Annotated in this window: 15 protein-coding genes; 10 read left to right on the top strand and 5 right to left on the bottom strand. The window is 45.0% G+C overall.

What is annotated here, in order from left to right:
* Positions 1 to 441 precede the first annotated feature (441 nt).
* From gltB to VHA02S_RS08890, 8 genes are all read left to right on the top strand, one after another.
* Positions 442 to 4,905: a glutamate synthase large subunit gene (gene gltB / locus VHA02S_RS08925; RefSeq protein ID WP_038899016.1), complete on the top strand. Its 4,464-nt coding sequence runs from the start codon at positions 442 to 444 to the stop codon at positions 4,903 to 4,905.
* Positions 4,906 to 4,925: 20 nt separating this feature from the next.
* Positions 4,926 to 6,338 (top strand): glutamate synthase small subunit GltD family protein, encoded by a 1,413-nt coding sequence (locus VHA02S_RS08920; RefSeq protein WP_009697616.1) that lies wholly within the window; start codon positions 4,926 to 4,928, stop codon positions 6,336 to 6,338.
* 91 nt (positions 6,339 to 6,429) lie between these two features.
* A complete protein-coding gene (locus VHA02S_RS08915; RefSeq protein WP_038899017.1) occupies positions 6,430 to 6,858 on the top strand; it encodes a DUF1499 domain-containing protein in 429 nt (142 codons plus the stop codon).
* A 65-nt stretch (positions 6,859 to 6,923) separates the two neighbouring features.
* Positions 6,924 to 7,619, top strand: coding sequence for a 5'-methylthioadenosine/S-adenosylhomocysteine nucleosidase (gene mtnN / locus VHA02S_RS08910; protein ID WP_005447825.1), 696 nt, complete (start codon positions 6,924 to 6,926; stop codon positions 7,617 to 7,619).
* 14 nt (positions 7,620 to 7,633) lie between these two features.
* A complete protein-coding gene (locus VHA02S_RS08905; protein ID WP_009697615.1) occupies positions 7,634 to 8,587 on the top strand; it encodes a cobalamin biosynthesis family protein in 954 nt (317 codons plus the stop codon).
* Positions 8,587 to 9,411, top strand: a complete 825-nt coding sequence (btuF, locus tag VHA02S_RS08900; RefSeq protein ID WP_038899018.1) for a vitamin B12 ABC transporter substrate-binding protein BtuF — start codon at positions 8,587 to 8,589, stop codon at positions 9,409 to 9,411. Before VHA02S_RS08905 ends, btuF begins: the two co-directional genes overlap by 1 nt.
* Positions 9,412 to 9,488: 77 nt before the next feature.
* On the top strand, positions 9,489 to 10,109 hold the full coding sequence (locus VHA02S_RS08895; protein WP_017190089.1) for a TRIC cation channel family protein: 621 nt from the start codon (positions 9,489 to 9,491) through the stop codon (positions 10,107 to 10,109).
* 125 nt (positions 10,110 to 10,234) lie between these two features.
* Positions 10,235 to 11,095: a LysR family transcriptional regulator gene (locus tag VHA02S_RS08890; RefSeq protein ID WP_017190088.1), complete on the top strand. Its 861-nt coding sequence runs from the start codon at positions 10,235 to 10,237 to the stop codon at positions 11,093 to 11,095.
* Here the strand turns inward: VHA02S_RS08890 and VHA02S_RS08885 are convergent.
* Positions 11,031 to 11,810 (bottom strand): TSUP family transporter, encoded by a 780-nt coding sequence (locus VHA02S_RS08885; protein WP_009697613.1) that lies wholly within the window; start codon positions 11,808 to 11,810, stop codon positions 11,031 to 11,033. The two genes, VHA02S_RS08890 and VHA02S_RS08885, sit on opposite strands and share 65 nt — an antisense overlap.
* Before the next feature lie 424 nt (positions 11,811 to 12,234).
* Between VHA02S_RS08885 and VHA02S_RS08880 the strand changes: the two genes are divergently transcribed.
* Positions 12,235 to 12,663, top strand: coding sequence for a DUF1240 domain-containing protein (locus VHA02S_RS08880; RefSeq protein WP_038899019.1), 429 nt, complete (start codon positions 12,235 to 12,237; stop codon positions 12,661 to 12,663).
* 622 nt (positions 12,664 to 13,285) lie between these two features.
* Complete coding sequence (locus tag VHA02S_RS25785; protein WP_169786522.1) at positions 13,286 to 13,678, top strand: hypothetical protein; 393 nt, start codon at positions 13,286 to 13,288, stop codon at positions 13,676 to 13,678.
* Between the two features lie 80 nt (positions 13,679 to 13,758).
* Here VHA02S_RS25785 and carB read toward each other — a convergent pair whose 3' ends face one another.
* From carB to mutT, 4 genes are all read right to left on the bottom strand, one after another.
* Positions 13,759 to 16,992 carry a carbamoyl-phosphate synthase large subunit gene (gene carB / locus VHA02S_RS08865; RefSeq protein ID WP_005447814.1) on the bottom strand — a complete coding sequence of 1,078 codons (3,234 nt, stop codon included), beginning with the start codon at positions 16,990 to 16,992 and terminating at the stop codon, positions 13,759 to 13,761.
* Between the two features lie 16 nt (positions 16,993 to 17,008).
* Positions 17,009 to 18,163, bottom strand: coding sequence for a glutamine-hydrolyzing carbamoyl-phosphate synthase small subunit (gene carA, locus VHA02S_RS08860; protein ID WP_005447811.1), 1,155 nt, complete (start codon positions 18,161 to 18,163; stop codon positions 17,009 to 17,011).
* A gap of 481 nt (positions 18,164 to 18,644) precedes the next feature.
* Positions 18,645 to 19,454 (bottom strand): 4-hydroxy-tetrahydrodipicolinate reductase, encoded by an 810-nt coding sequence (gene dapB / locus VHA02S_RS08855; RefSeq protein WP_009702641.1) that lies wholly within the window; start codon positions 19,452 to 19,454, stop codon positions 18,645 to 18,647.
* A 113-nt stretch (positions 19,455 to 19,567) separates the two neighbouring features.
* Positions 19,568 to 19,966 carry an 8-oxo-dGTP diphosphatase MutT gene (mutT, locus tag VHA02S_RS08850; protein ID WP_009697612.1) on the bottom strand — a complete coding sequence of 133 codons (399 nt, stop codon included), beginning with the start codon at positions 19,964 to 19,966 and terminating at the stop codon, positions 19,568 to 19,570.
* Positions 19,967 to 19,986 lie beyond the last annotated feature (20 nt).

Below are 19,986 nucleotides of genomic sequence, written 5' to 3'. Positions count from 1 at the left end.
TCACTTCCTCTTTCTGAGCATTAAACCCAGCCATCAGTAGTATCGATGGCTGGTAGCAAAGAAAGAAAACAGTTCCTTCCAACCTTTTTATTTTGACCAGCATTTTGTGCTGGTCTTTTTTATTCCTGCCAGAATCAAATGTTACTTTTTTGTAACAATCGTTTTTCTATCTAACTGAATTTATTAGATTATTTCAGCCAATTAAATGGTAAATCGCATATTCACGTGATTATTCACTAATAACTTGACCTTTTTTACAATAAGCTATAGCTTGTGAAGTTGGTGAAAATAAAACACACAATTTTTGTTAAGATATTTGACGAATTTTATTGAATAGATATACATAAAACTTAGAAAGTGACGCATAGTTAGTCATCATTATCAACTTGAGCAGTGTTGATATATCTGTCGGGATGACAGATAAGCAAAGGGAGAATTGCAATGGCTCTTTATGATCCAAGTCTTGAGAAAGACAACTGTGGATTTGGCTTAATCGCGCACATGGAAGGCGAGCAAAGTCACAAGCTGGTACGTACAGCAATTTCTGCACTTGATCGCATGACCCACCGTGGTGGCATCGCCGCCGATGGAAAAACCGGTGATGGTTGTGGTCTTCTTCTACAAAAGCCCGATTCCTATTTACGCCTTATCGCCGAAGAAAATGGATTCAACCTTGGCAAGCAATACGCCGTGGGGATGATTTTCTTTAACCAAGATCCGGTGAAAGCTCAACTCACCAAAGACATCGTAAACAAAGAACTGGCTCAAGAGACCTTAACCGTAGCAGGCTGGCGTGAAGTTCCAACTAATTCAGAAGTACTCGGTCCGATCGCTGCTGATTCACTTCCAGACATTCAACAAGTCTTTATCTCTGCACCAGCAGGTTGGCGCGAGCGTGACATCGAACGTCGCCTCTATATCGCACGCCGTCGCATCGAGAAACAAATTACAGAAGATCCTGACTTCTACATCTGTAGCTTGTCAACGCAAGTTCTGGTGTACAAAGGTTTGTGCATGCCTGCGGACTTACCGCGCTTCTATCTTGATCTTGCTGATCTACGCATGGAATCTGCTATCTGCCTGTTCCACCAGCGTTTTTCAACCAATACTCAACCTCGTTGGCCTCTGGCTCAACCGTTCCGTTACCTCGCTCATAATGGTGAGATCAATACCATTGAAGGTAACCGCCAATGGGCGCGAGCTCGTGCTTACAAGTTTTCATCGCCACTGTTGCCAGATCTTCAAACTGCCGCACCATTTGTGAACGAGACAGGCTCTGACTCTTCCAGCTTGGATAATATGTTGGATCTCTTTTTAGCAGGCGGTATGGATATCTTCCGTGCCATGCGCATGCTTGTGCCACCAGCATGGCAAAACCACCCAGATATGGACCCAGATCTGCGAGCATTTTACGACTTCAACTCCAAACACATGGAACCATGGGATGGCCCGGCAGGTATTGTTCTGTCCGATGGTCGATACGCCGCATGTAACTTAGATCGTAATGGTCTGCGTCCTGCACGTTATGTGATAACTAAAGACAGGCTGATCACTCTAGCATCAGAGATCGGTATTTGGGATTACGCTCCGGATGAGGTTGCCGAAAAAGGGCGTGTTGGTCCTGGCGAACTGCTGGTTGTCGATACTCGCAAAGGCAAACTATGGCAATCAAGTGAGATCGATAACGATCTGAAATCTCGCCACCCTTATCGCGAATGGATGGAAAACAACGTTCGCAAACTCACGCCTTTTGCTCAATTACCAGAAGAGCAAGTTGGCGAGCGCAGCTTTGATGAAGACTTGCTTAAGACTTACCAAAAGCAATTCGCCATGAGCAACGAAGAAGTCGATCAGGTGTTGCGCGTTCTCGGTGACATGGGACAAGAAGCGGTCGGCTCTATGGGTGATGACACCCCGATGGCCGTCTTATCCTCTAAAGAGCGCTTGGTGACTGACTATTTCCGTCAGAAGTTCGCGCAGGTAACCAACCCGCCGATCGATCCACTGCGTGAAAAACACGTGATGTCACTAGCAACCAGCATCGGTCAAGAGATGAATGTCTTCTGTGAAACTGATGGACACGCGCACCGAGTAACCTTCGATTCACCAGTGTTACTTTACTCAGACATGCAGCAATTACTCGAACTTGGAGACAATTACTATCGTAATACCATTCTCGATATCAACTACGATCCACAACAGAAAGATCTTAAACAAGCCATTAATGATCTGTGTGAGCAAGCAGAACACGTGGTGCGTGAAGGCACTGTGCTAGTGGTGCTTTCGGATCGTGCTTTAGTCAAAGGCAAACTGCCAATTCCTGCGGCAATGGCGGTCGGTGCCGTTCAAACTCGCCTGATCGATGCGAACTTACGTTGTGATGCCAACATTGTTGTTGAAACAGCCACGGCACGTGACCCACACCAATTTGCCGTCTTGCTTGGATTTGGTGCCACTGCCGTTTACCCATACCTTGCTTATGAAGCGCTAGGTAAACTCATTGATGATAAAGCGCTAGAAAAAGACTATCGCGATGTGATGCAAAACTACCAATACGGCATTAATAAAGGTCTGTACAAGATCATGTCGAAAATGGGTATTTCTACCATCGCCTCTTACCGTTGCTCGCAACTGTTTGAAGCAGTTGGCTTGAGCCAAGAAGTGGTCGATTTGTGCTTTAAAGGTGTAACAACTCGTATTGAAGGCGCAAATTTCGACGACTTCCAACAAGACTTGTACAACCTTTCTCGCAAAGCTTGGGCGAAACGTAAAGCCATCGAGCATGGTGGTTTATTGAAATATGTCCACGGTGGTGAATATCACGCCTACAATCCAGACGTGGTTGGCACACTGCAAACTGCGGTGAAATCAGGCGAAAGCAACGATTATCAGAGCTTTGCTAAACAGGTGAACCAACGTCCTGTTGCCATGCTACGTGACTTAATGGCGCTGAAAAAATCAGATTCCCCATTACCACTTGAGCAAATCGAGCCAAGCACAGAACTCTTCAAACGTTTTGACTCGGCGGCAATGTCCATTGGTGCACTTAGCCCAGAAGCACACGAAGCACTTGCAACAGCGATGAACCGTCTCGGAGGCTACTCTAACTCAGGTGAAGGTGGTGAAGATCCACGTCGCTTCGGTACAGAGCGTAACTCACGCATCAAGCAGATTGCTTCCGGGCGATTTGGGGTTACGCCTCACTATCTAACCAATGCGGACGTACTGCAGATCAAGGTCGCACAGGGTGCGAAGCCGGGTGAAGGTGGTCAGTTACCGGGACACAAAGTCACCGCAGAAATCGCAAAACTGCGTTATTCGGTACAGGGGGTGACTCTGATCTCCCCTCCTCCACACCACGATATTTATTCGATTGAAGACTTAGCCCAGCTGATCTTCGACCTAAAACAAGTCAATCCAAACGCATTGGTTTCGGTGAAGTTAGTTTCTGAGCCAGGTGTCGGCACCATCGCAACAGGTGTCGCGAAAGCTTACGCTGATCTCATTACCATCTCGGGCTACGACGGTGGTACTGCAGCAAGCCCACTAACCTCAGTGAAATACGCAGGTAGCCCTTGGGAATTAGGACTGGCAGAGACACAACAAGCACTGGTTGCTAATGGTCTACGTCATAAGATTCGTCTACAGGTAGATGGTGGTCTAAAAACCGGTCTGGACGTGGTGAAAGCGGCAATTCTCGGTGCCGAAAGCTTCGGTTTTGGTACTGCGCCAATGGTGGCAATGGGTTGTAAGTTCCTACGTATTTGTCACCTCAACAACTGTGCTACTGGCGTTGCAACTCAAGACGAGACGCTGCGTAAAGAGTACTTCAAAGGTCTTCCGGAAATGGTGATGAACTACTTCATTGGTCTGGCGGACGAAGTACGCGGATTACTCTCTGAACTTGGTGTTGAAAAACTAACTGACTTGATCGGTCGTACCGATTTATTGGAGACCGTTGAAGGTCTGACAGCAAAACAAACCAAGCTGGATTTATCGAATATCCTTGAGGCACCAGTCTCTCCAGAAGGACACCCTCTTTACTGGACACAGCCAAATACACCATTTGATAAAGCAGAGCTAAACAACAAGATCATTGAAGACGCGCTGCAAGCGGTTGAGAAACGTCAATCTGCTAGCTTCTTCTATAACGTGATCAACACCGACCGTTCAGTGGGTGCTCGCCTATCGGGTGAAATCGCTCAGCGTTACGGCAACCAAGGCATGGCGGCAACGCCAATCAAACTGCATTTGGATGGCACCGCTGGTCAGTCATTTGGCGTTTGGAACGCAGGTGGCGTAGAGCTTTACCTCACTGGTGATGCCAACGACTACGTAGGTAAAGGCATGGCTGGCGGTAAGGTGGTTATCAAACCTCACCTTGGCACTGCATTTAAGTGTAATGAAGCAACCATCATTGGTAACACCTGTCTGTACGGTGCGACCGGCGGTAAACTGTTTGCGGCAGGTAAAGCAGGTGAGCGTTTCGGCGTACGTAACTCAGGTACGATTGCCGTCATTGAAGGCGCAGGTGATAACGCTTGTGAGTACATGACCGGTGGTATTGTTGCCATTCTAGGCGCGACTGGCGTGAACTTCGGCGCAGGCATGACCGGCGGGTTTGCATACGTATTGGATGAGAACCAAGACTTCCAAGGTCGCGTGAACAACGAATCGGTTGAAGCGATATCTCTGTCAGATCTCTACATCCACCAAGAGCACTTGCGTGGTCTGATTGCCGAACATCTCGAAGAAACCGGCTCTAGCCACGCAGAAGATATCTTGGCGAACTTTGATGAATGGATTCCAAAGTTCTACTTGGTGAAACCACAAGCGGCGGACTTGCGCACGCTACTTGGTCACCAGAGTCGCAGTGCCGCAGAACTGCGCGTTCAAGCCCAGTAATCATGGAGGATGTTTGAATCATGAGTCAGAACGTTTATCAATTTATCGATGTTCAACGCGTAGATCCTGCGAAGAAGCCTATCAAAGTTCGTAAGATCGAATTCGTTGAAATCTATGAACCGTTTACCAAGCAACAAGCGACTGCGCAGGCGGATCGCTGCTTGGATTGTGGTAACCCATATTGTGAATGGAAGTGCCCAGTACACAACTACATCCCACAATGGCTAAAGCTTGCCAATGAAGGGCGTATCCTCGAAGCCGTAGAGCTATCGCACCAAACTAACAGCTTGCCTGAAGTTTGTGGTCGAGTGTGTCCACAAGATCGTCTATGTGAGGGCTCTTGTACTCTCAATGAGGACTTTGGCGCCGTCACTATAGGTAACGTTGAAAAATACATTACCGACAAAGCCTTCGAAATGGGCTGGAAGCCTGACATGTCTAAGGTGGAGTGGACCGATAAAAAGGTTGCCATCATTGGTGCAGGTCCAGCAGGCTTGGCTGCTGCTGATATCTTAGTGCGCAATGGCGTGAAACCTGTGGTGTTTGACCGCTACCCTGAAATTGGCGGCCTACTGACCTTCGGTATCCCTTCGTTCAAACTTGAAAAAGGCGTGATGGAAAACCGCCGCCGCGTCTTCACCGAGATGGGCGTAGAGTTCCAGATGAATGTCGAAGTAGGTAAAGATGTGCAGATGCAAGAGCTGCTTGATGAGTACGATGCCGTCTTTTTGGGGGTTGGTACTTACAAGTACATGCGTGCGGGACTAGAAAATGAAGGTGCGCCGGGTGTTTACGACGCTCTGCCATTCTTGATTTCAAATACTTACAAGGTCATGGGCTTGGAGCACGACCAACCTTTTATCGACATGGCAAAGCAGCGCGTAGTTGTACTCGGCGGTGGTGATACCGCGATGGACTGTGTTCGTACCTCTATTCGCCAAGGCGCGTCAAACGTGGTATGTGCTTACCGTCGTGATGAAGCCAATATGCCCGGCTCTCGCCGCGAGGTGAAAAACGCCAAAGAAGAAGGAGTGAAGTTTATGTTCAACCTTCAGCCTTTAGGAATTGAAGTCGATGCGTCAGGTAAGGTCTCGGGTGTCAAAGTGGTGAAAACCGCTCTTGGTGAGCCTGATGAAGCGGGTCGTCGCCGTCCAGAGCCCGTCGAAGGCAGCGAACACGTTCTACCGGCAGACGTCGTGATCATGGCGTTTGGTTTCCAGCCACACAAAATGGACTGGTTAGCTCCGTTTGATGTCGATTTGGATCAATGGGGTCGTATCAAAGCCCCTGCGAAACAAGAGTTCCAATTCCAGACCAGCAATGAAAAGATCTTCGCGGGTGGCGATGCGGTGCGAGGCTCTGATCTAGTCGTCACTGCAATTGATGAAGGACGAAAAGCAGCAGAAGGCATTCTCGATTACCTCGAAGTTTAATCACAGCTAACATCACAAAAAGGATCCTATTATTGGATCCTTTTTCTTTTGTATCCATATAATTAGAAGCAAAATTATAAGAGTAAATACAATGAAAAAAGCCGCTCTCCTTTCCATCACTTTGCTCGGCTTAACCGCTTGTAGCCAAGGAGTCACAACCATGACGGATCGTTCTCAATCACCTTGTGGTGACAAACCAAACTGCGTCTCCACTCAAGATACGCGTGCAGAATACAACCTAACGCCATTCACCCTGACTGATTCAGCGAACATCGATGCTATTGAGCAAATTGCGCTTGAACTGCCAGGTGCGAAAACAGCGGTGAAAGAAGGCAACTACATACGCGTAGAGTGCACATCTAAAATCATGCGCTTTGTGGACGATTTAGAACTTAAGGTAGAAGGCGATCAGCTAATTGTTCGCTCAGAATCTCGTGTTGGCTATTCAGACTTTGGCGTGAACCGTAAGCGTGCTGAACAATTACGTTCACTGCTGGTGAATGCTGAGTTAATCAAATAACGACCACATATTGGTGCAGAGTGGTATACTCTCGCCAACTTAAATTTTTATCGAAAGAGAGTGTTATGAAAGTTGGTATCATCGGTGCGATGGAACAAGAAGTCACCATCCTGAAAGAAGCAATGACAAACTGCCAAACAGTGAACAAAGCAGGTTGCACGTTTTTCTCTGGTCAGATTAACGACGTTGATGTGGTACTGCTTCAATCTGGCATCGGTAAAGTAGCAGCAGCAGTTGGTACAACCATTCTGCTAGACGAATACCAACCAGATGTGGTTATCAACACTGGCTCTGCGGGCGGTTTCGACTCAAGCCTAAACCTAGGCGACGTTGTTATCTCAACAGAAGTTCGTCACCACGATGCAGACGTAACCGCGTTTGGCTACGAAATGGGGCAAATGGCAGGTCAACCAGCGGCATTCAAAGCAGATGAGAAGCTAATGGACCTTGCTGAAAAAGCACTGGCTCAAATGGAAAACACTCACGCAGTTCGCGGTCTGATCTGTACTGGTGATGCGTTTGTTTGCACGGCAGAACGCCAAGAGTTTATCCGTAAACACTTCCCTTCAGTTATCGCTGTAGAAATGGAAGCATCTGCTATCGCTCAAACTTGTCACCAATTCAACACGCCGTTTGTTGTTGTGCGCGCTATCTCTGACGTAGCAGACAAAGAATCACCAATGAGCTTCGAAGAGTTCTTACCGCTAGCGGCGAAAAGCTCTTCAGAAATGGTATTCAAAATGTTGGAACTGACTAAGTAAGTCTGTCGAATTTCATGGAAGAAACCTTTCAGCAGTTTTATGCCAATGGTGCGCTCCTCGTCATGTGGGGCGCATTATTATTCCATCTCCTGCTCCCCATACCGCACGCTGCGCATCCAGTGACGCTTTGGCATAAATTCGCCGAGCAACTGGCTAACAAGGTCAATAACAACCACAACTACTCGCAAAGTATCATCTCTGGCGGACTCGCTCTTCTTCTTATGCTTGTGCCTTGCTTGATATTACTGCTCGCGATGAAGCCTTTAGTTTGGCAAGCGCCGCTATTTGAGCTGGCATTACTGCTGATTGCTCTTGACTGGCGAAACAATGAATCACTTGCTAAACAACTCGTCACCGCAATGTCGAATGAGAATAAAGTACAATGCCGAGCACTACTCAAGCCTTACCTGAACCGCGATACAGAGAGCTTATCGCTACTAGGCATTGGTAAAGCTGGAGCAGAAACCATCATCATGGGTTACGGACGTAACGTAGTGTGTGTGCTGTTTTGGTATGGAGTAACTGGTGGAATTGGCGCGTTGATGTATCGTCTTACTGCTGAGTTAGCTCGAGCATGGTCTCCTAGTCGACGTCAATATTCACCATTTGGCAAACCAGTTATTCAATTAACGGCGGTCCTAGAAATCATTCCATTACGCTTATTCGCGATGTTTATTGGTGCGGGTAAAAACGTATCAAGCGTTTCAACTGCTATGCTTCAACAAGCGAAATCTTGGCCGCTTCCTGGACCGGCATGGTTGTTGTGCTCGATTGGTAACAAGCTTCAATTGTCACTTGGTGGTCCAGCTTTGTATCAAGGACTGCGAGCCGAACGTGCAAAACTTGGGGGGCGTATTGCACCATCAGCCATTCATCTAGCGCAAATCCAAACACTGATAGTTTGGCGTATCTTTGCTTGGATAGTTATCCAAAGCCTAATTCTCGGATTCATTTATCAAGGACTATGATGAAAAAACTTTGCTTTGCCCTTCCTCTTATCTTCTCTGCTGTTTCTTTTGCCAATGAACCTGTTCAACGAGTCATCAGCTTAGCGCCACATGCAACAGAAATCGCCTATGCAGCTGGTCTTGGAGACAAGCTGATTGCGGTCAGTGAGATGAGTGACTACCCCGAGCAAGCCAAAGACCTAGAAAAAGTATCAAACTATCAAGGCATTAAACTCGAACGCATCATCGCCCTTCAACCCGATTTAGTTATCGCTTGGCCTGCAGGTAATCCAGCCAAAGAACTTGATAAACTCAAGCAGTTTGGCATTCCGATTTACTACTCAACAACAGGAACGTTAGAGGATATTGCCAAGAATATTGAACAACTCAGCCGATACAGTGAGAAGCCGGAAGTAGGACAAAAAGCCGCTGAAGATTTTCGTGCACAGTTAGAAGCGTTAAAAGAAAAGTACAATACCGAAGATAAAGTTAGCTACTTCTATCAGTTGAGTGAAAAACCGATCATCACCGTTGCGGGCAAGAACTGGCCAAGTGAAGTCTTCACCTTCTGTGGTGGTGAAAATATCTTTGCCAAAGGCAGTGCCCCTTACCCACAAGTCAGCATCGAGCAAGTGATTACTCGCCAGCCTGAAGTACTGTTTACCTCTCGCCATGCCATGAGTAATGATGGAATGTGGGCAGAATGGAAGAGCGACATCCCTGCATTAAAAAATGGTCATGTTTGGTCACTTAATTCCGATTGGATCAACCGCCCGACCCCAAGAACCTTAAACGCGATCACAGAGGTGTGTGAACACTTTGAAAGCGTTCGGCAAAAACGCTAACGTTTTCGTTGGAAATCCCGTACAATTTCCGTCCCATTTCTGTTCCCCCACAATTTGTTTATAAGGTACCAAGTAACATGGACTCCATGCTGCTTTATATGATCGATTTATTCGGTACTGCTGTCTTTGCGGTTTCTGGAGTTTTACTCGCAGGCCGATTAAAGATGGATCCTTTCGGTGTAATCGTGCTCGGTAGTGTGACTGCTATTGGCGGTGGCACTATTCGTGATATGGCGCTTGGCGCTACTCCTGTATTCTGGATTACTGACACGACCTATCTATGGGTAATTTTCATTACCTGTTTATTAACCATGATTTTAGTTCGTCGCCCTAAACGTCTACCTTGGTGGGTCCTCCCTGTATGTGACGCAATTGGTTTGGCAGTATTTGTTGGTATCGGTGTTGAAAAAGCCCTAGCTTACAATGCATCCGGCATGGTGGCAGTTATCATGGGCGTCATTACTGGCTGTGGCGGCGGCATCATTCGCGATGTGCTAGCACGTGAAGTGCCGATGGTTTTGAGAAGCGAAGTATATGCAACAGCATGCATCATCGGTGGTATTTTTCACACGACCGCATTGAGCATGGGTCATGACCACTCTTTCGCCCTACTTGCAGGCGTCGTTTCAACATTGATTATTCGCCTTGGGGCGATTCGCTGGCACTTATCACTGCCAACCTTCGCCATAAATCGATAATGTTCAACTTATTGATTGAAAAGAGCCGTCATAACCGACGGCTCTTTTTTTTGGTAAACGTCAGTCGCTTCTGATTCTGAGCTTAGTTATATTAAGGCTATTATTCCCAACATTCATGGATAGACATGTTACTGGAAGGCATCGAAACACTATTAGTTTTAAGCAAAGCGAAAACCATGAGCCGCACAGGGAGTTTGCTGTATATCAGCCAATCTGCGGTGAGTAAACGTATCGCGAATCTAGAGAAAAAACTGGGAAAGAAACTTGTCGAACCATCGGGTAGAACCATAAAACTCACACCTGATGGCATGGCTTTGATCGAAAATATTGGTCCCTCTTTTAATGAGTTACGTGGTCTTATCTATGAACAGCAAGAACTAGAAGATACGTCTTTAATCACCCTCGATAGCTCAAAGTCTCTCATTGCAGGTTATCTCGGGAAAACGATTGGTGATTACCTCAAACAAGACCAGTACTTAACCATAACCACTAACCACAGCCCTAGAATCGTTGAGCGAGTTCAATCCGGTAAAGCGACCGTTGGGCTTTGTGCAGGGCTATTGCCACCGCATCATGGTTTGATGGCTTTCCACTTATGTGATGAGCCTTTTTTCCTCGTTAGTGATCAACCACTGTATACGCTCCCGAAAAAAGTAATCACAAATGATTTAACCAATCCATCCAATAGCTACCAACTGCCAGCATTAGAGAAAATCGGTATTAAGCCATTGATGGAAATGGATGCCTACACAGCGGCAGCCCAACTCGCACTGGGAGGAGCAGCTCCTGCATTAATCCCGCTATCAATCGTCAGAGCGTTGAAGATTCCTGGCGATAACTGCTTTATGTTTGAGCCACTGACCTCTTTGATTCGACCAATTCATATCTGCGTTAGGCAGAACGTGTACCAGTCGCCAAGAGTTAAAACAGTGATAGAAACCATTGGTGATGTTGTTGCCAAAGAAGTTTTGTCGCCATCAACATAGACATGGTAATGACTAAAGGTCGAATCCATTTTTGACCTTTGGTGACGACAACTTTGGCACCAAGCTGAGCACCAATAAAGCCACCTACGGCCATGGTAAGGCCGATTTCCCACACAGGTAAACCAGCAAGAATAAAGAACAATAGCGCCGCAATGTTTGAGGTGAAGTTAAGAATCTTAGTGCGGGCAGTCGCATCAACCAATGAAAAGTGACCTAGTGCGACAAAACAAAGAGCAAAGATAGAGCCAGTGCCTGGTCCAAAGAAACCATCGTAGAAGCCTACACCCCCACCAACACACAAAGCAAACATCGCTTCAGAAAGCTTGGGTTCACCTTCAGCCGCTTTCGAGGTTGAAGAAAGCAAAAAGTAGAGAGAAATCGCGATCAGCAAGACTGGGATAAGACTAGTGAGCACACCGGCATCGATAAACTGCACAGCCTCTGCACCAATGGCAGAACCAATAAAGGTACATAGAATCGCTAAGCGCATCTCTTTCAGGCTAACAATACCATTACGCACAAAGTACCAACTGGCAGAAAAGCTTCCAAACGAGCTTTGGAGTTTGTTGGTCGCCAATGCCTGAGTAGGACTTAACCCTGCGGCCAACAAAGCAGGGAGCGTCAAGAGACCACCGCCACCAGCCATCGCATCAATAAATCCCGCAGCAGATGCGACAAAAAACAATGCAATTAAGATTTCGAACGTAACTTCCACTTGTGCGTCCTTGTAAATATTTGTAACCAAGATGGAGCAACGATAGCACTGCCAAGCAAACGCACAAAAGGAAACTCAAGACACTAACCTATTCCACATTTTCATCATTTAACTTAAAAAACAATAAATAACAAAATAGATTATTACACAAAGACTTTTAACTCCGCCCATTAAATAACAAATATGCCTTATCCCCATCAATTAATTGATGCAAAATAATTATTAATCCATAAAAATAAAACGCTATGTATCATAGTAACTTCTCAAGATAAATTATCTAGAAAAATATATTCTTATATGAATTTTAATCTCTAAGTTAAGAAACCATTCAAAATATGACAAAGCTCAAACCTTAATGAGGACATTGGAAATTTAAATTAAATAATTTATAAAAATCAAAACTGGATGAGGAGATGTCTTTAAAATGAATAACAACAAAAAAAGGTTAGAAAACAAAACATATATATTTCTATCCGCTATAATTTTCTCCACGTTAGGAGTTTCAATGATACACATGTCATTTAATGAAATATTTAATTTCATCAGAAACATAGAGACTGAAGAGAGAAGTGTGAACTTTTCACGTTCATCCATAGCCTTAACTTCTGGGTCAATATTATTTATATTTTTCTCCTGCTACTCTTTAGTTGCATTAATTAGAGATAAAAAATTCTCCAAAGAAACAAATGAAGTGACATTAAAAATATTTTTTATAATATTCTTCACATCTATAATATCACCATACCCTGTTAGCTACTATTTAGAAAAAGTAGCACTAGAAAATGGATATAAATACTCAGAAAAATTAAGTCAATCCTGGCTGTATGATAAGAACTACGTTTATATAAAGTGATAAGAATTAGAAAACCAATATTATTTGGAGTAATCATCCTCTACATTCGATAAGAATAGGTTGTGATACTAGAAATGGAATATTAACACATGAGTAAATGGGTATTATGATGAAGCATGGTAACTACGATAGAACGCAAGCATTATTCTACTTGATACTCTTACTCACATCATCAATCTCTCTATTTGTATACTCATTTAAAGGTATCGTCGACTTCTATGACAATATAGTCACCAAAAGTGAAATAGCAACCTTTGATCAAGTATATGTATATATGTTTGGAGCGAGTTTCATTCTTTTTGAATGCTTGAGAATACTAGTTATCTCAATTATATCAAACAACTTTTTGACTAAGGGCCAATTCAAAAAATCAAGTGAGATTTTTTTAGCACTCTCCATAACTACTTTTTTATCATTATACCCTGCAATTATCTTAGCTGATGTATTTGCTAAGTCTAATAACTATATATTTAGCAAAGACGAATCAACTTACAATTTTTTATTGGAGAAAAGATCATACAAAATAAAAAATAGAGTTTAATGTATGGAGCGCGACTCCTTATAAATTACTCTCGAAATCGGATACATATCAAGTTTCAACTTAAGAATTAAAGAGGGTCGCATGACTAAATGGTTTCTCCCTATTGCTTTATATCTATGCTTGACTGCAGGTCTAGCAATAAGCCTAAACATCTGGAATGAATGGTTTTCTATCAAGCGAAGAATTGGGGTTGATATTTACTTAATTCTCTTCGGTACAATAACTGCAATAGTAATATGTGTTCCAAACATTCTAACGATTAGCAAAGGCTTGAGTATTGCAGCTAAGGTAAATTTGATCACTATTGCATTTATTCTGGTTACTTGTAGCTCTAATTTTGTTATTGCAAATGGCAGTGCTATTTCTTCATCTTTAGGGACGTTACTTTCAGCCATTAGTTTGATGCTGTACAAAAGTCCGCTCTATCAGGCTTTCTTAGCGCACTTCAATTCTCTCCATTTTAAGCAACCTTAAAGACAAAAAAGCCCGCTCAAATGAGCGGGCAATGAGGTTGTCATATAAGCCCTATTTTTCGGCTTACTGATTTTTATCTATTACGCTTCTAGGCTAGCTTTCACTTTTGCGTGTAGCTCTTGAACCGAAGTTACTGTGCTCTTCGCATCTGCCGTGTGTGCCATACAAGTCGCGAATGCAGCGTTTAGCGTTGTCGTGTAGTTCACTTTCTCAGCTAGTGCACCGCGACGCAGAACTTTAGAGTCTTCAATCGCTTGACGACCAGCAGCCGTGTTTACGATGTAGGTGTACTCGTTGTTCTTAATACGGTCAAGAATGTGAGGGCGACCTTCGTGTACTTTGTTTACTAGACGTGGGTTAATGCCCGCTTCACCAAGAATGACAGCTGTACCGTGTGTTGCATCCAACTGGTAACCAAGTTTTGTCAACTTAGACGCTAGGTCCACAACGCGCTCTTTGTCACCTGCACGAACAGAAAGAAGTGCACGACCACCTTCTGGGTAAATGTTGCCACAACCCAATTCTGCTTTCGCGTAAGCTTCTGCAAACGTCGCACCAACACCCATAACTTCACCAGTAGAGCGCATTTCAGGACCCAACAGTGGATCAACACCTGGGAACTTGTTGAATGGCAGTACAACTTCTTTTACAGAGTAGTACGGTGGGATGATTTCTTTCGTAAAGCCTTGAGACTCTAGCGATTGACCCGCCATTACACGCGCAGCAATCTTAGCGATTGGCGCACCAGTTGCTTTAGATACGAACGGTACCGTACGCGCTGCACGAGGGTTAACCTCGATTAGGTATACTTGGTTGTTCTTAACCGCGAACTGCGTGTTCATCAGACCACGAACACCCAATTCAAACGCTAGCTTTTCAACTTGCTCACGCATTACGTCTTGGATTTCTTGGCTTAGCGTGTATGCAGGAAGAGAACATGCTGAGTCACCTGAGTGAACACCCGCTTGCTCGATGTGCTCCATGATACCGCCGATAACCACACGCTCACCGTCACAGATAGCATCGATATCGACTTCAACTGCGTCGTCTAGGAAGCTATCTAGTAGTACTGGAGATTCGTTTGATACGCTTACTGCTTCGTTGAAGTAGCGACGTAGATCTTGCTCGTCGTATACGATTTCCATCGCACGACCACCAAGCACGTAAGAAGGACGTACAACCAGTGGGTAACCGATTTCACGAGATTTCTCTACTGCTTGCTCCATCGTCGTTACTGTCGCGTTCTCTGGCTGTAGAAGACCTAGACGGTCGACAGCAACTTGGAAACGCTCACGGTCTTCTGCACGGTCGATTGCATCAGGGCTAGTACCGATGATTGGCACGCCAGCTGCTTCAAGTGCACGAGCCAGTTTAAGTGGTGTTTGACCACCGTACTGAACGATAACGCCTTTTGGTTTCTCAACACGTGCGATTGCTAAGACGTCTTCCAGTGTTACTGGTTCGAAGTACAAACGGTCAGATGTATCGTAGTCTGTTGAAACAGTCTCAGGGTTACAGTTAACCATGATAGTTTCGTAGCCATCTTCACGTAGTGCTAGCGATGCGTGTACACAACAGTAGTCAAATTCAATACCTTGACCGATACGGTTTGGACCACCGCCTAGAATCATGATCTTGTCTTTGTCTGTTGGGTTAGCTTCACACTCGTCATCGTAAGATGAGTACATGTAAGCTGTATCAGATGAGAACTCAGCCGCACACGTATCAACACGCTTGTACACTGGGTGAATATCGTACTGGTCACGTAGACGACGGATTTCGCTTTCCGCAACACCTAGAATCTTAGATAGGCGCGCATCAGCAAAACCTTTACGCTTCAGCTTGTTAAGTTCTTCTTTGTTTAGACCAGCGAAACCTTTTGCTTTTAGCTCTTGCTCAAGCTTCACAATGTCTTCGATTTGAACTAGGAACCAGCGGTCGATTTGCGTTAGGTTGAATACGCCATCGACTGACATACCCGCACGGAATGCATCCGCGATGTACCAAATACGCTCTGCGCCTGCTTCTTTCAGCTCATGACGAATTTTCGTCAGTGCGTCTGGTGCATCTAGGTCAACCATCTCGTCAAAACCAGTCGCGCCAACTTCTAAACCGCGAAGTGCTTTTTGTAGTGACTCTTGTTGGTTACGACCAATTGCCATTACCTCACCAACTGACTTCATTTGCGTCGTTAGACGGTCATTAGCACCTGCAAATTTCTCGAAGTTAAAGCGAGGAATCTTAGTTACTACGTAGTCGATGGTTGGTTCGAATGATGCTGGTGTAGCGCCACCAGTAATGTCGTTCATTAGCTCGTCTAGTGTAAAGCCAACAGCCAGTTTCGCTGCAATCTTAGCGATTGGGAAACCTGTTGCTTTTGAAGCTAGAGCAGAAGAGCGAGATACACGTGGGTTCATCTCGATGATAACCATGCGGCCATCTTTCGGGTTGATACCAAACTGTACGTTAGAACCACCAGTTTCAACACCGATCTCACGCAGTACCGCTAGAGATGCGTTACGCATTAGCTGGTATTCTTTGTCTGTTAGTGTTTGCGCTGGTGCAACCGTGATTGAGTCACCCGTGTGGATGCCCATTGGATCGAAGTTTTCAATCGCACATACGATGATACAGTTGTCCGCTTTGTCGCGAACCACTTCCATCTCGTACTCTTTCCAACCAATAAGAGACTCATCGATTAGAAGTTCGTTAGTTGGCGACAGGTCTAGACCGCGACGACAGATTTCTTCGAACTCTTCTTTGTTGTATGCGATACCGCCACCAGTACCCCCCATAGTAAATGATGGACGGATGATACAAGGGAAGCCAACCATATCGAGTACAGCGTAAGCTTCTTCCATCGTTTTAGCAGTATCCGCACGTGGACACTCAAGGCCGATAGACTTCATCGCTTTATCGAAACGAGAGCGGTCTTCCGCTTTGTCGATTGCATCAGCCGTTGCGCCAATCATCTCAACACCGAACTCTTCTAGAACGCCGTATTTCTCTAGGTCTAGAGCACAGTTCAATGCAGTTTGACCACCCATTGTAGGTAGTACTGCATCCGGTTTTTCTTTCGCGATGATGTTACGAACCACTTCCCATTGGATTGGCTCGATGTAAGTTGCATCCGCCATGTCTGGGTCAGTCATGATGGTTGCAGGGTTAGAGTTCACTAGGATAACTCGGTAACCCTCTTCACGCAGTGCTTTACACGCTTGTGCGCCAGAGTAGTCAAACTCACATGCCTGACCGATAACAATCGGACCAGCACCAAGAATAAGAATACTTTGAATGTCAGTACGTTTTGGCATTATCTACTACTCCGAATTAAGCGCTGTGTTTTTTGATTAGTTCGATAAAGTGGTCAAATAGCGGTGCCGCGTCGTGTGGACCTGGGCTCGCTTCAGGGTGACCTTGGAAGCTAAATGCTGGCTTGTCTGTACGGTGAATACCTTGTAGAGAGCCATCAAATAGCGATACGTGAGTAGCACGTAGATTTTCAGGTAGTGTTGCTTCGTCTGCGGCAAAACCGTGGTTCTGCGACGTAATCATCACAACATTACGCTCCAAATCTTTTACTGGGTGGTTTGCGCCGTGGTGACCAAACTTCATTTTCACTGTTTGTGCACCCGATGCTAGCGCAAGGATTTGGTGGCCTAGACAGATACCAAAGATTGGCAGGCCTTTTTCTAGGAATACTTTTGTCGCTTCAATCGCGTAAGTACATGGTTCTGGGTCACCAGGGCCGTTTGATAGAAAAACGCCATCTGGGTTTAGAGCCAGAACTTCTTCTGCTGAAGTTTCAGCAGGAACAACCGTTAGGCGGCAGCCTCGGTCAACCAACATGCGCAGGATGTTACGTTTTGCGCCGAAGTCGTAGGCAACAACGTGATATGGCAATTCGCTGTCGTCTTTCGCTTCTGGAAGTCCACCCTCAAGCGTCCACGAACCTTGTTTCCATTGATACGCTTCTTTTGTTGTAACCTCTTTCGCAAGATCCATTCCTTTCAAACCAGGGAATTCTTTTGCTTTCGCTAGTGCCAAAGCTTCGTCTAGATTCTCTCCGTTTATAGAAGAGCCAGCTACGATACAACCGTTTTGAGCACCTTTTTCACGCAGGATACGAGTTAGCTTACGCGTGTCGATGTCTGCAATGCCGACGATGTTTTGCGACTTAAGGTAATCAGAAAGGGATTGTTCATTACGGAAGTTAGAAGCGATAAGAGGGAGATCGCGAATCACAAGGCCTTGTGCGTGGATTGAAGAAGATTCTTCGTCTTCGGAATTGGTTCCGGTATTGCCAATGTGAGGATAAGTAAGAGTAACGATTTGTTGAGAATAGGAAGGATCAGTGAGAATTTCTTGGTACCCCGTCATCGAGGTATTAAAAACAACTTCACCAACGGAAATACCATCTGCTCCAATGGAAACACCGCGGAACACTGTCCCATCTTCTAGGACTAACAGTGCTAATTTACCCAAGACAACCTCCAGAATAAAAATGCATAAAAAATAAATTAAGCTGCAAATTTGCCTTCCTTTACCTTGATAATTTACATAAACAGGTATTTTTGACAAATTGGCGGTATTCTAAAGACGGACTTTGAAACTGTCAACACACATTGAAAAATAAATTGGTACTTTCTAGCGAGTAATGACGTTTCAACAGAAAAAGCCCTAAAAAAGTAAGTTTTAGCTATCTACAGATCACTTACCATGACTTTTTTGTGAATTTTACAAATTTGAACTTATTGAAGATCACAAAATTTTGTGAGATTTTTGCGCAAACGTTCATCCCGCAAATTCAACTACAACTTTTAGAGCTTACAGCTATTTTTACACACCAAGCACACAAAACAATAATAAAACTATGAGAAATCTTGCGACCTTATGGAACCATTTTGTTTACATAATTTTCTCCAAAAACAAAAAAGCCGGCTTACGCCGGCGAATAATTATGTATTTACAGTTCATTAAGCCCGAGAACATCAGTCATGGTATAAAAACCTGCTGGCTTAGCATGCAACCAAACTGCGGCTTTTACCGCCCCATTAGCAAAGGTCATTCGGTCGGTCGCTTTATGAGTAATCTCAACGCGTTCACCAATGTCAGCAAACATAGCCGTATGTTCACCTACAATATCCCCAGCACGGATCGTAGCAAAACCAATTTCATCTTTTGTTCGCTCACCCGTAATACCTTCACGAGCGTAAACGGCAACATCGCTTAGCTTATTGCCCATCGCTCCTGCGATCGCTTCCCCCATACCAATCGCGGTACCAGACGGAGCATCAACTTTGTGGCGGTGATGCGCTTCAACAATCTCAATATCACAGTAATCCCCCATCACTTTGGCCGCTTTCTCGAGAAGCTTAAAGACAAGGTTCACACCGACTGAATAGTTAGGAGCCATCACAACTGGCACTTGCTTCGCAGCAGCATCGATCAATTCACGCTCTTCTTCGCTAAAGCCAGTCGTGCCAATGACGATACTCTTGCCATGTTGTTTGCAAAGCTCTAGATTCGCTAGCGTGCTCACTGGAGCCGTAAAGTCGATAACAACATCGAAGTTGTCGACCTCTTTTGCTAAATCATCCGTCAGAAAGACATCAAACTTACCTTCACCGCACAACTCACCAACATCTACGCCAACTAGCGAAGACTCTGGACGTTCAGATCCCGCAGTCACGGATGCTTCTGAGTTTAAATGTGATGCTTTAACTAGGTTGCGACCCATGCGGCCAGCAGCTCCTGCAATTGCAATACGAACCATTGCGCTTTCTCTCCTTCTCTGGATAAACGAGGCTTGCCTCGTCCTCTTTCGTTTCGCCGAATCTTTTTAAACTAACAATATCCCGTGTTAACCACAAGATAGTTCGCAGCGAGTTAAGAAAACTCTTTAATCACTCGCTCTAGAATCGGTACGTTTGCCTCTGGGAAGGTGTAATCAAGTAATGCAGCAACATCAACCCAACGTCCTTCTTGACCTTCGCGACCATAAGGTTGGTTATCGAACTGAGATACTGTCATGAAATCAAACTTCAAAGACTTTTCTGGATAGTCATATTCCAAGTGTTCAAATAGGGATTGCTCTGTCACTGTGATACCAATCTCTTCTTCCAGCTCACGAATCATCGCTTGCTCAACACTTTCACCTTGCTCTACTTTGCCACCAGGGAACTCCCAGAATCCTCCTTTGTGTTTGTCATCTGGACGTTTAGTGATGAAGATTTGCGATTTATCTTGGTTAAAGATGATTGCCGCAACAATATGAATTCTTTTCATTAGATTCGTTCCTAGCTCTA

It is taken from the genome of Vibrio harveyi NBRC 15634 = ATCC 14126 = KCTC 12724 (assembly GCF_001591145.1).
Lineage (GTDB): Bacteria > Pseudomonadota > Gammaproteobacteria > Enterobacterales > Vibrionaceae > Vibrio > Vibrio harveyi.
Note: the sequence above shows the minus strand (reverse complement) of the source record. Positions and strands in the feature narration are given on the sequence as shown.

Excerpts from the sequence above, each read along its gene's own strand:
- VHA02S_RS08890 (WP_017190088.1), top strand. The coding sequence starts at position 10,235 with ATGTTACTGGAAGGCATCGAAACACTATTAGTTTTAAGCAAAGCGAAA.
- gltB (WP_038899016.1), top strand. The coding sequence starts at position 442 with ATGGCTCTTTATGATCCAAGTCTTGAGAAAGACAACTGTGGATTTGGC.
- btuF (WP_038899018.1), top strand. The coding sequence starts at position 8,587 with ATGAAAAAACTTTGCTTTGCCCTTCCTCTTATCTTCTCTGCTGTTTCT.
- VHA02S_RS25785 (WP_169786522.1), top strand. The coding sequence starts at position 13,286 with ATGACTAAATGGTTTCTCCCTATTGCTTTATATCTATGCTTGACTGCA.
- VHA02S_RS08920 (WP_009697616.1), top strand. The coding sequence starts at position 4,926 with ATGAGTCAGAACGTTTATCAATTTATCGATGTTCAACGCGTAGATCCT.
- VHA02S_RS08905 (WP_009697615.1), top strand. The coding sequence starts at position 7,634 with ATGGAAGAAACCTTTCAGCAGTTTTATGCCAATGGTGCGCTCCTCGTC.
- VHA02S_RS08880 (WP_038899019.1), top strand. The coding sequence starts at position 12,235 with ATGAATAACAACAAAAAAAGGTTAGAAAACAAAACATATATATTTCTA.
- VHA02S_RS08915 (WP_038899017.1), top strand. The coding sequence starts at position 6,430 with ATGAAAAAAGCCGCTCTCCTTTCCATCACTTTGCTCGGCTTAACCGCT.
- carB (WP_005447814.1), bottom strand. The coding sequence starts at position 16,992 with ATGCCAAAACGTACTGACATTCAAAGTATTCTTATTCTTGGTGCTGGT.
- mtnN (WP_005447825.1), top strand. The coding sequence starts at position 6,924 with ATGAAAGTTGGTATCATCGGTGCGATGGAACAAGAAGTCACCATCCTG.
- VHA02S_RS08895 (WP_017190089.1), top strand. The coding sequence starts at position 9,489 with ATGGACTCCATGCTGCTTTATATGATCGATTTATTCGGTACTGCTGTC.
- mutT (WP_009697612.1), bottom strand. The coding sequence starts at position 19,966 with ATGAAAAGAATTCATATTGTTGCGGCAATCATCTTTAACCAAGATAAA.
- dapB (WP_009702641.1), bottom strand. The coding sequence starts at position 19,454 with ATGGTTCGTATTGCAATTGCAGGAGCTGCTGGCCGCATGGGTCGCAAC.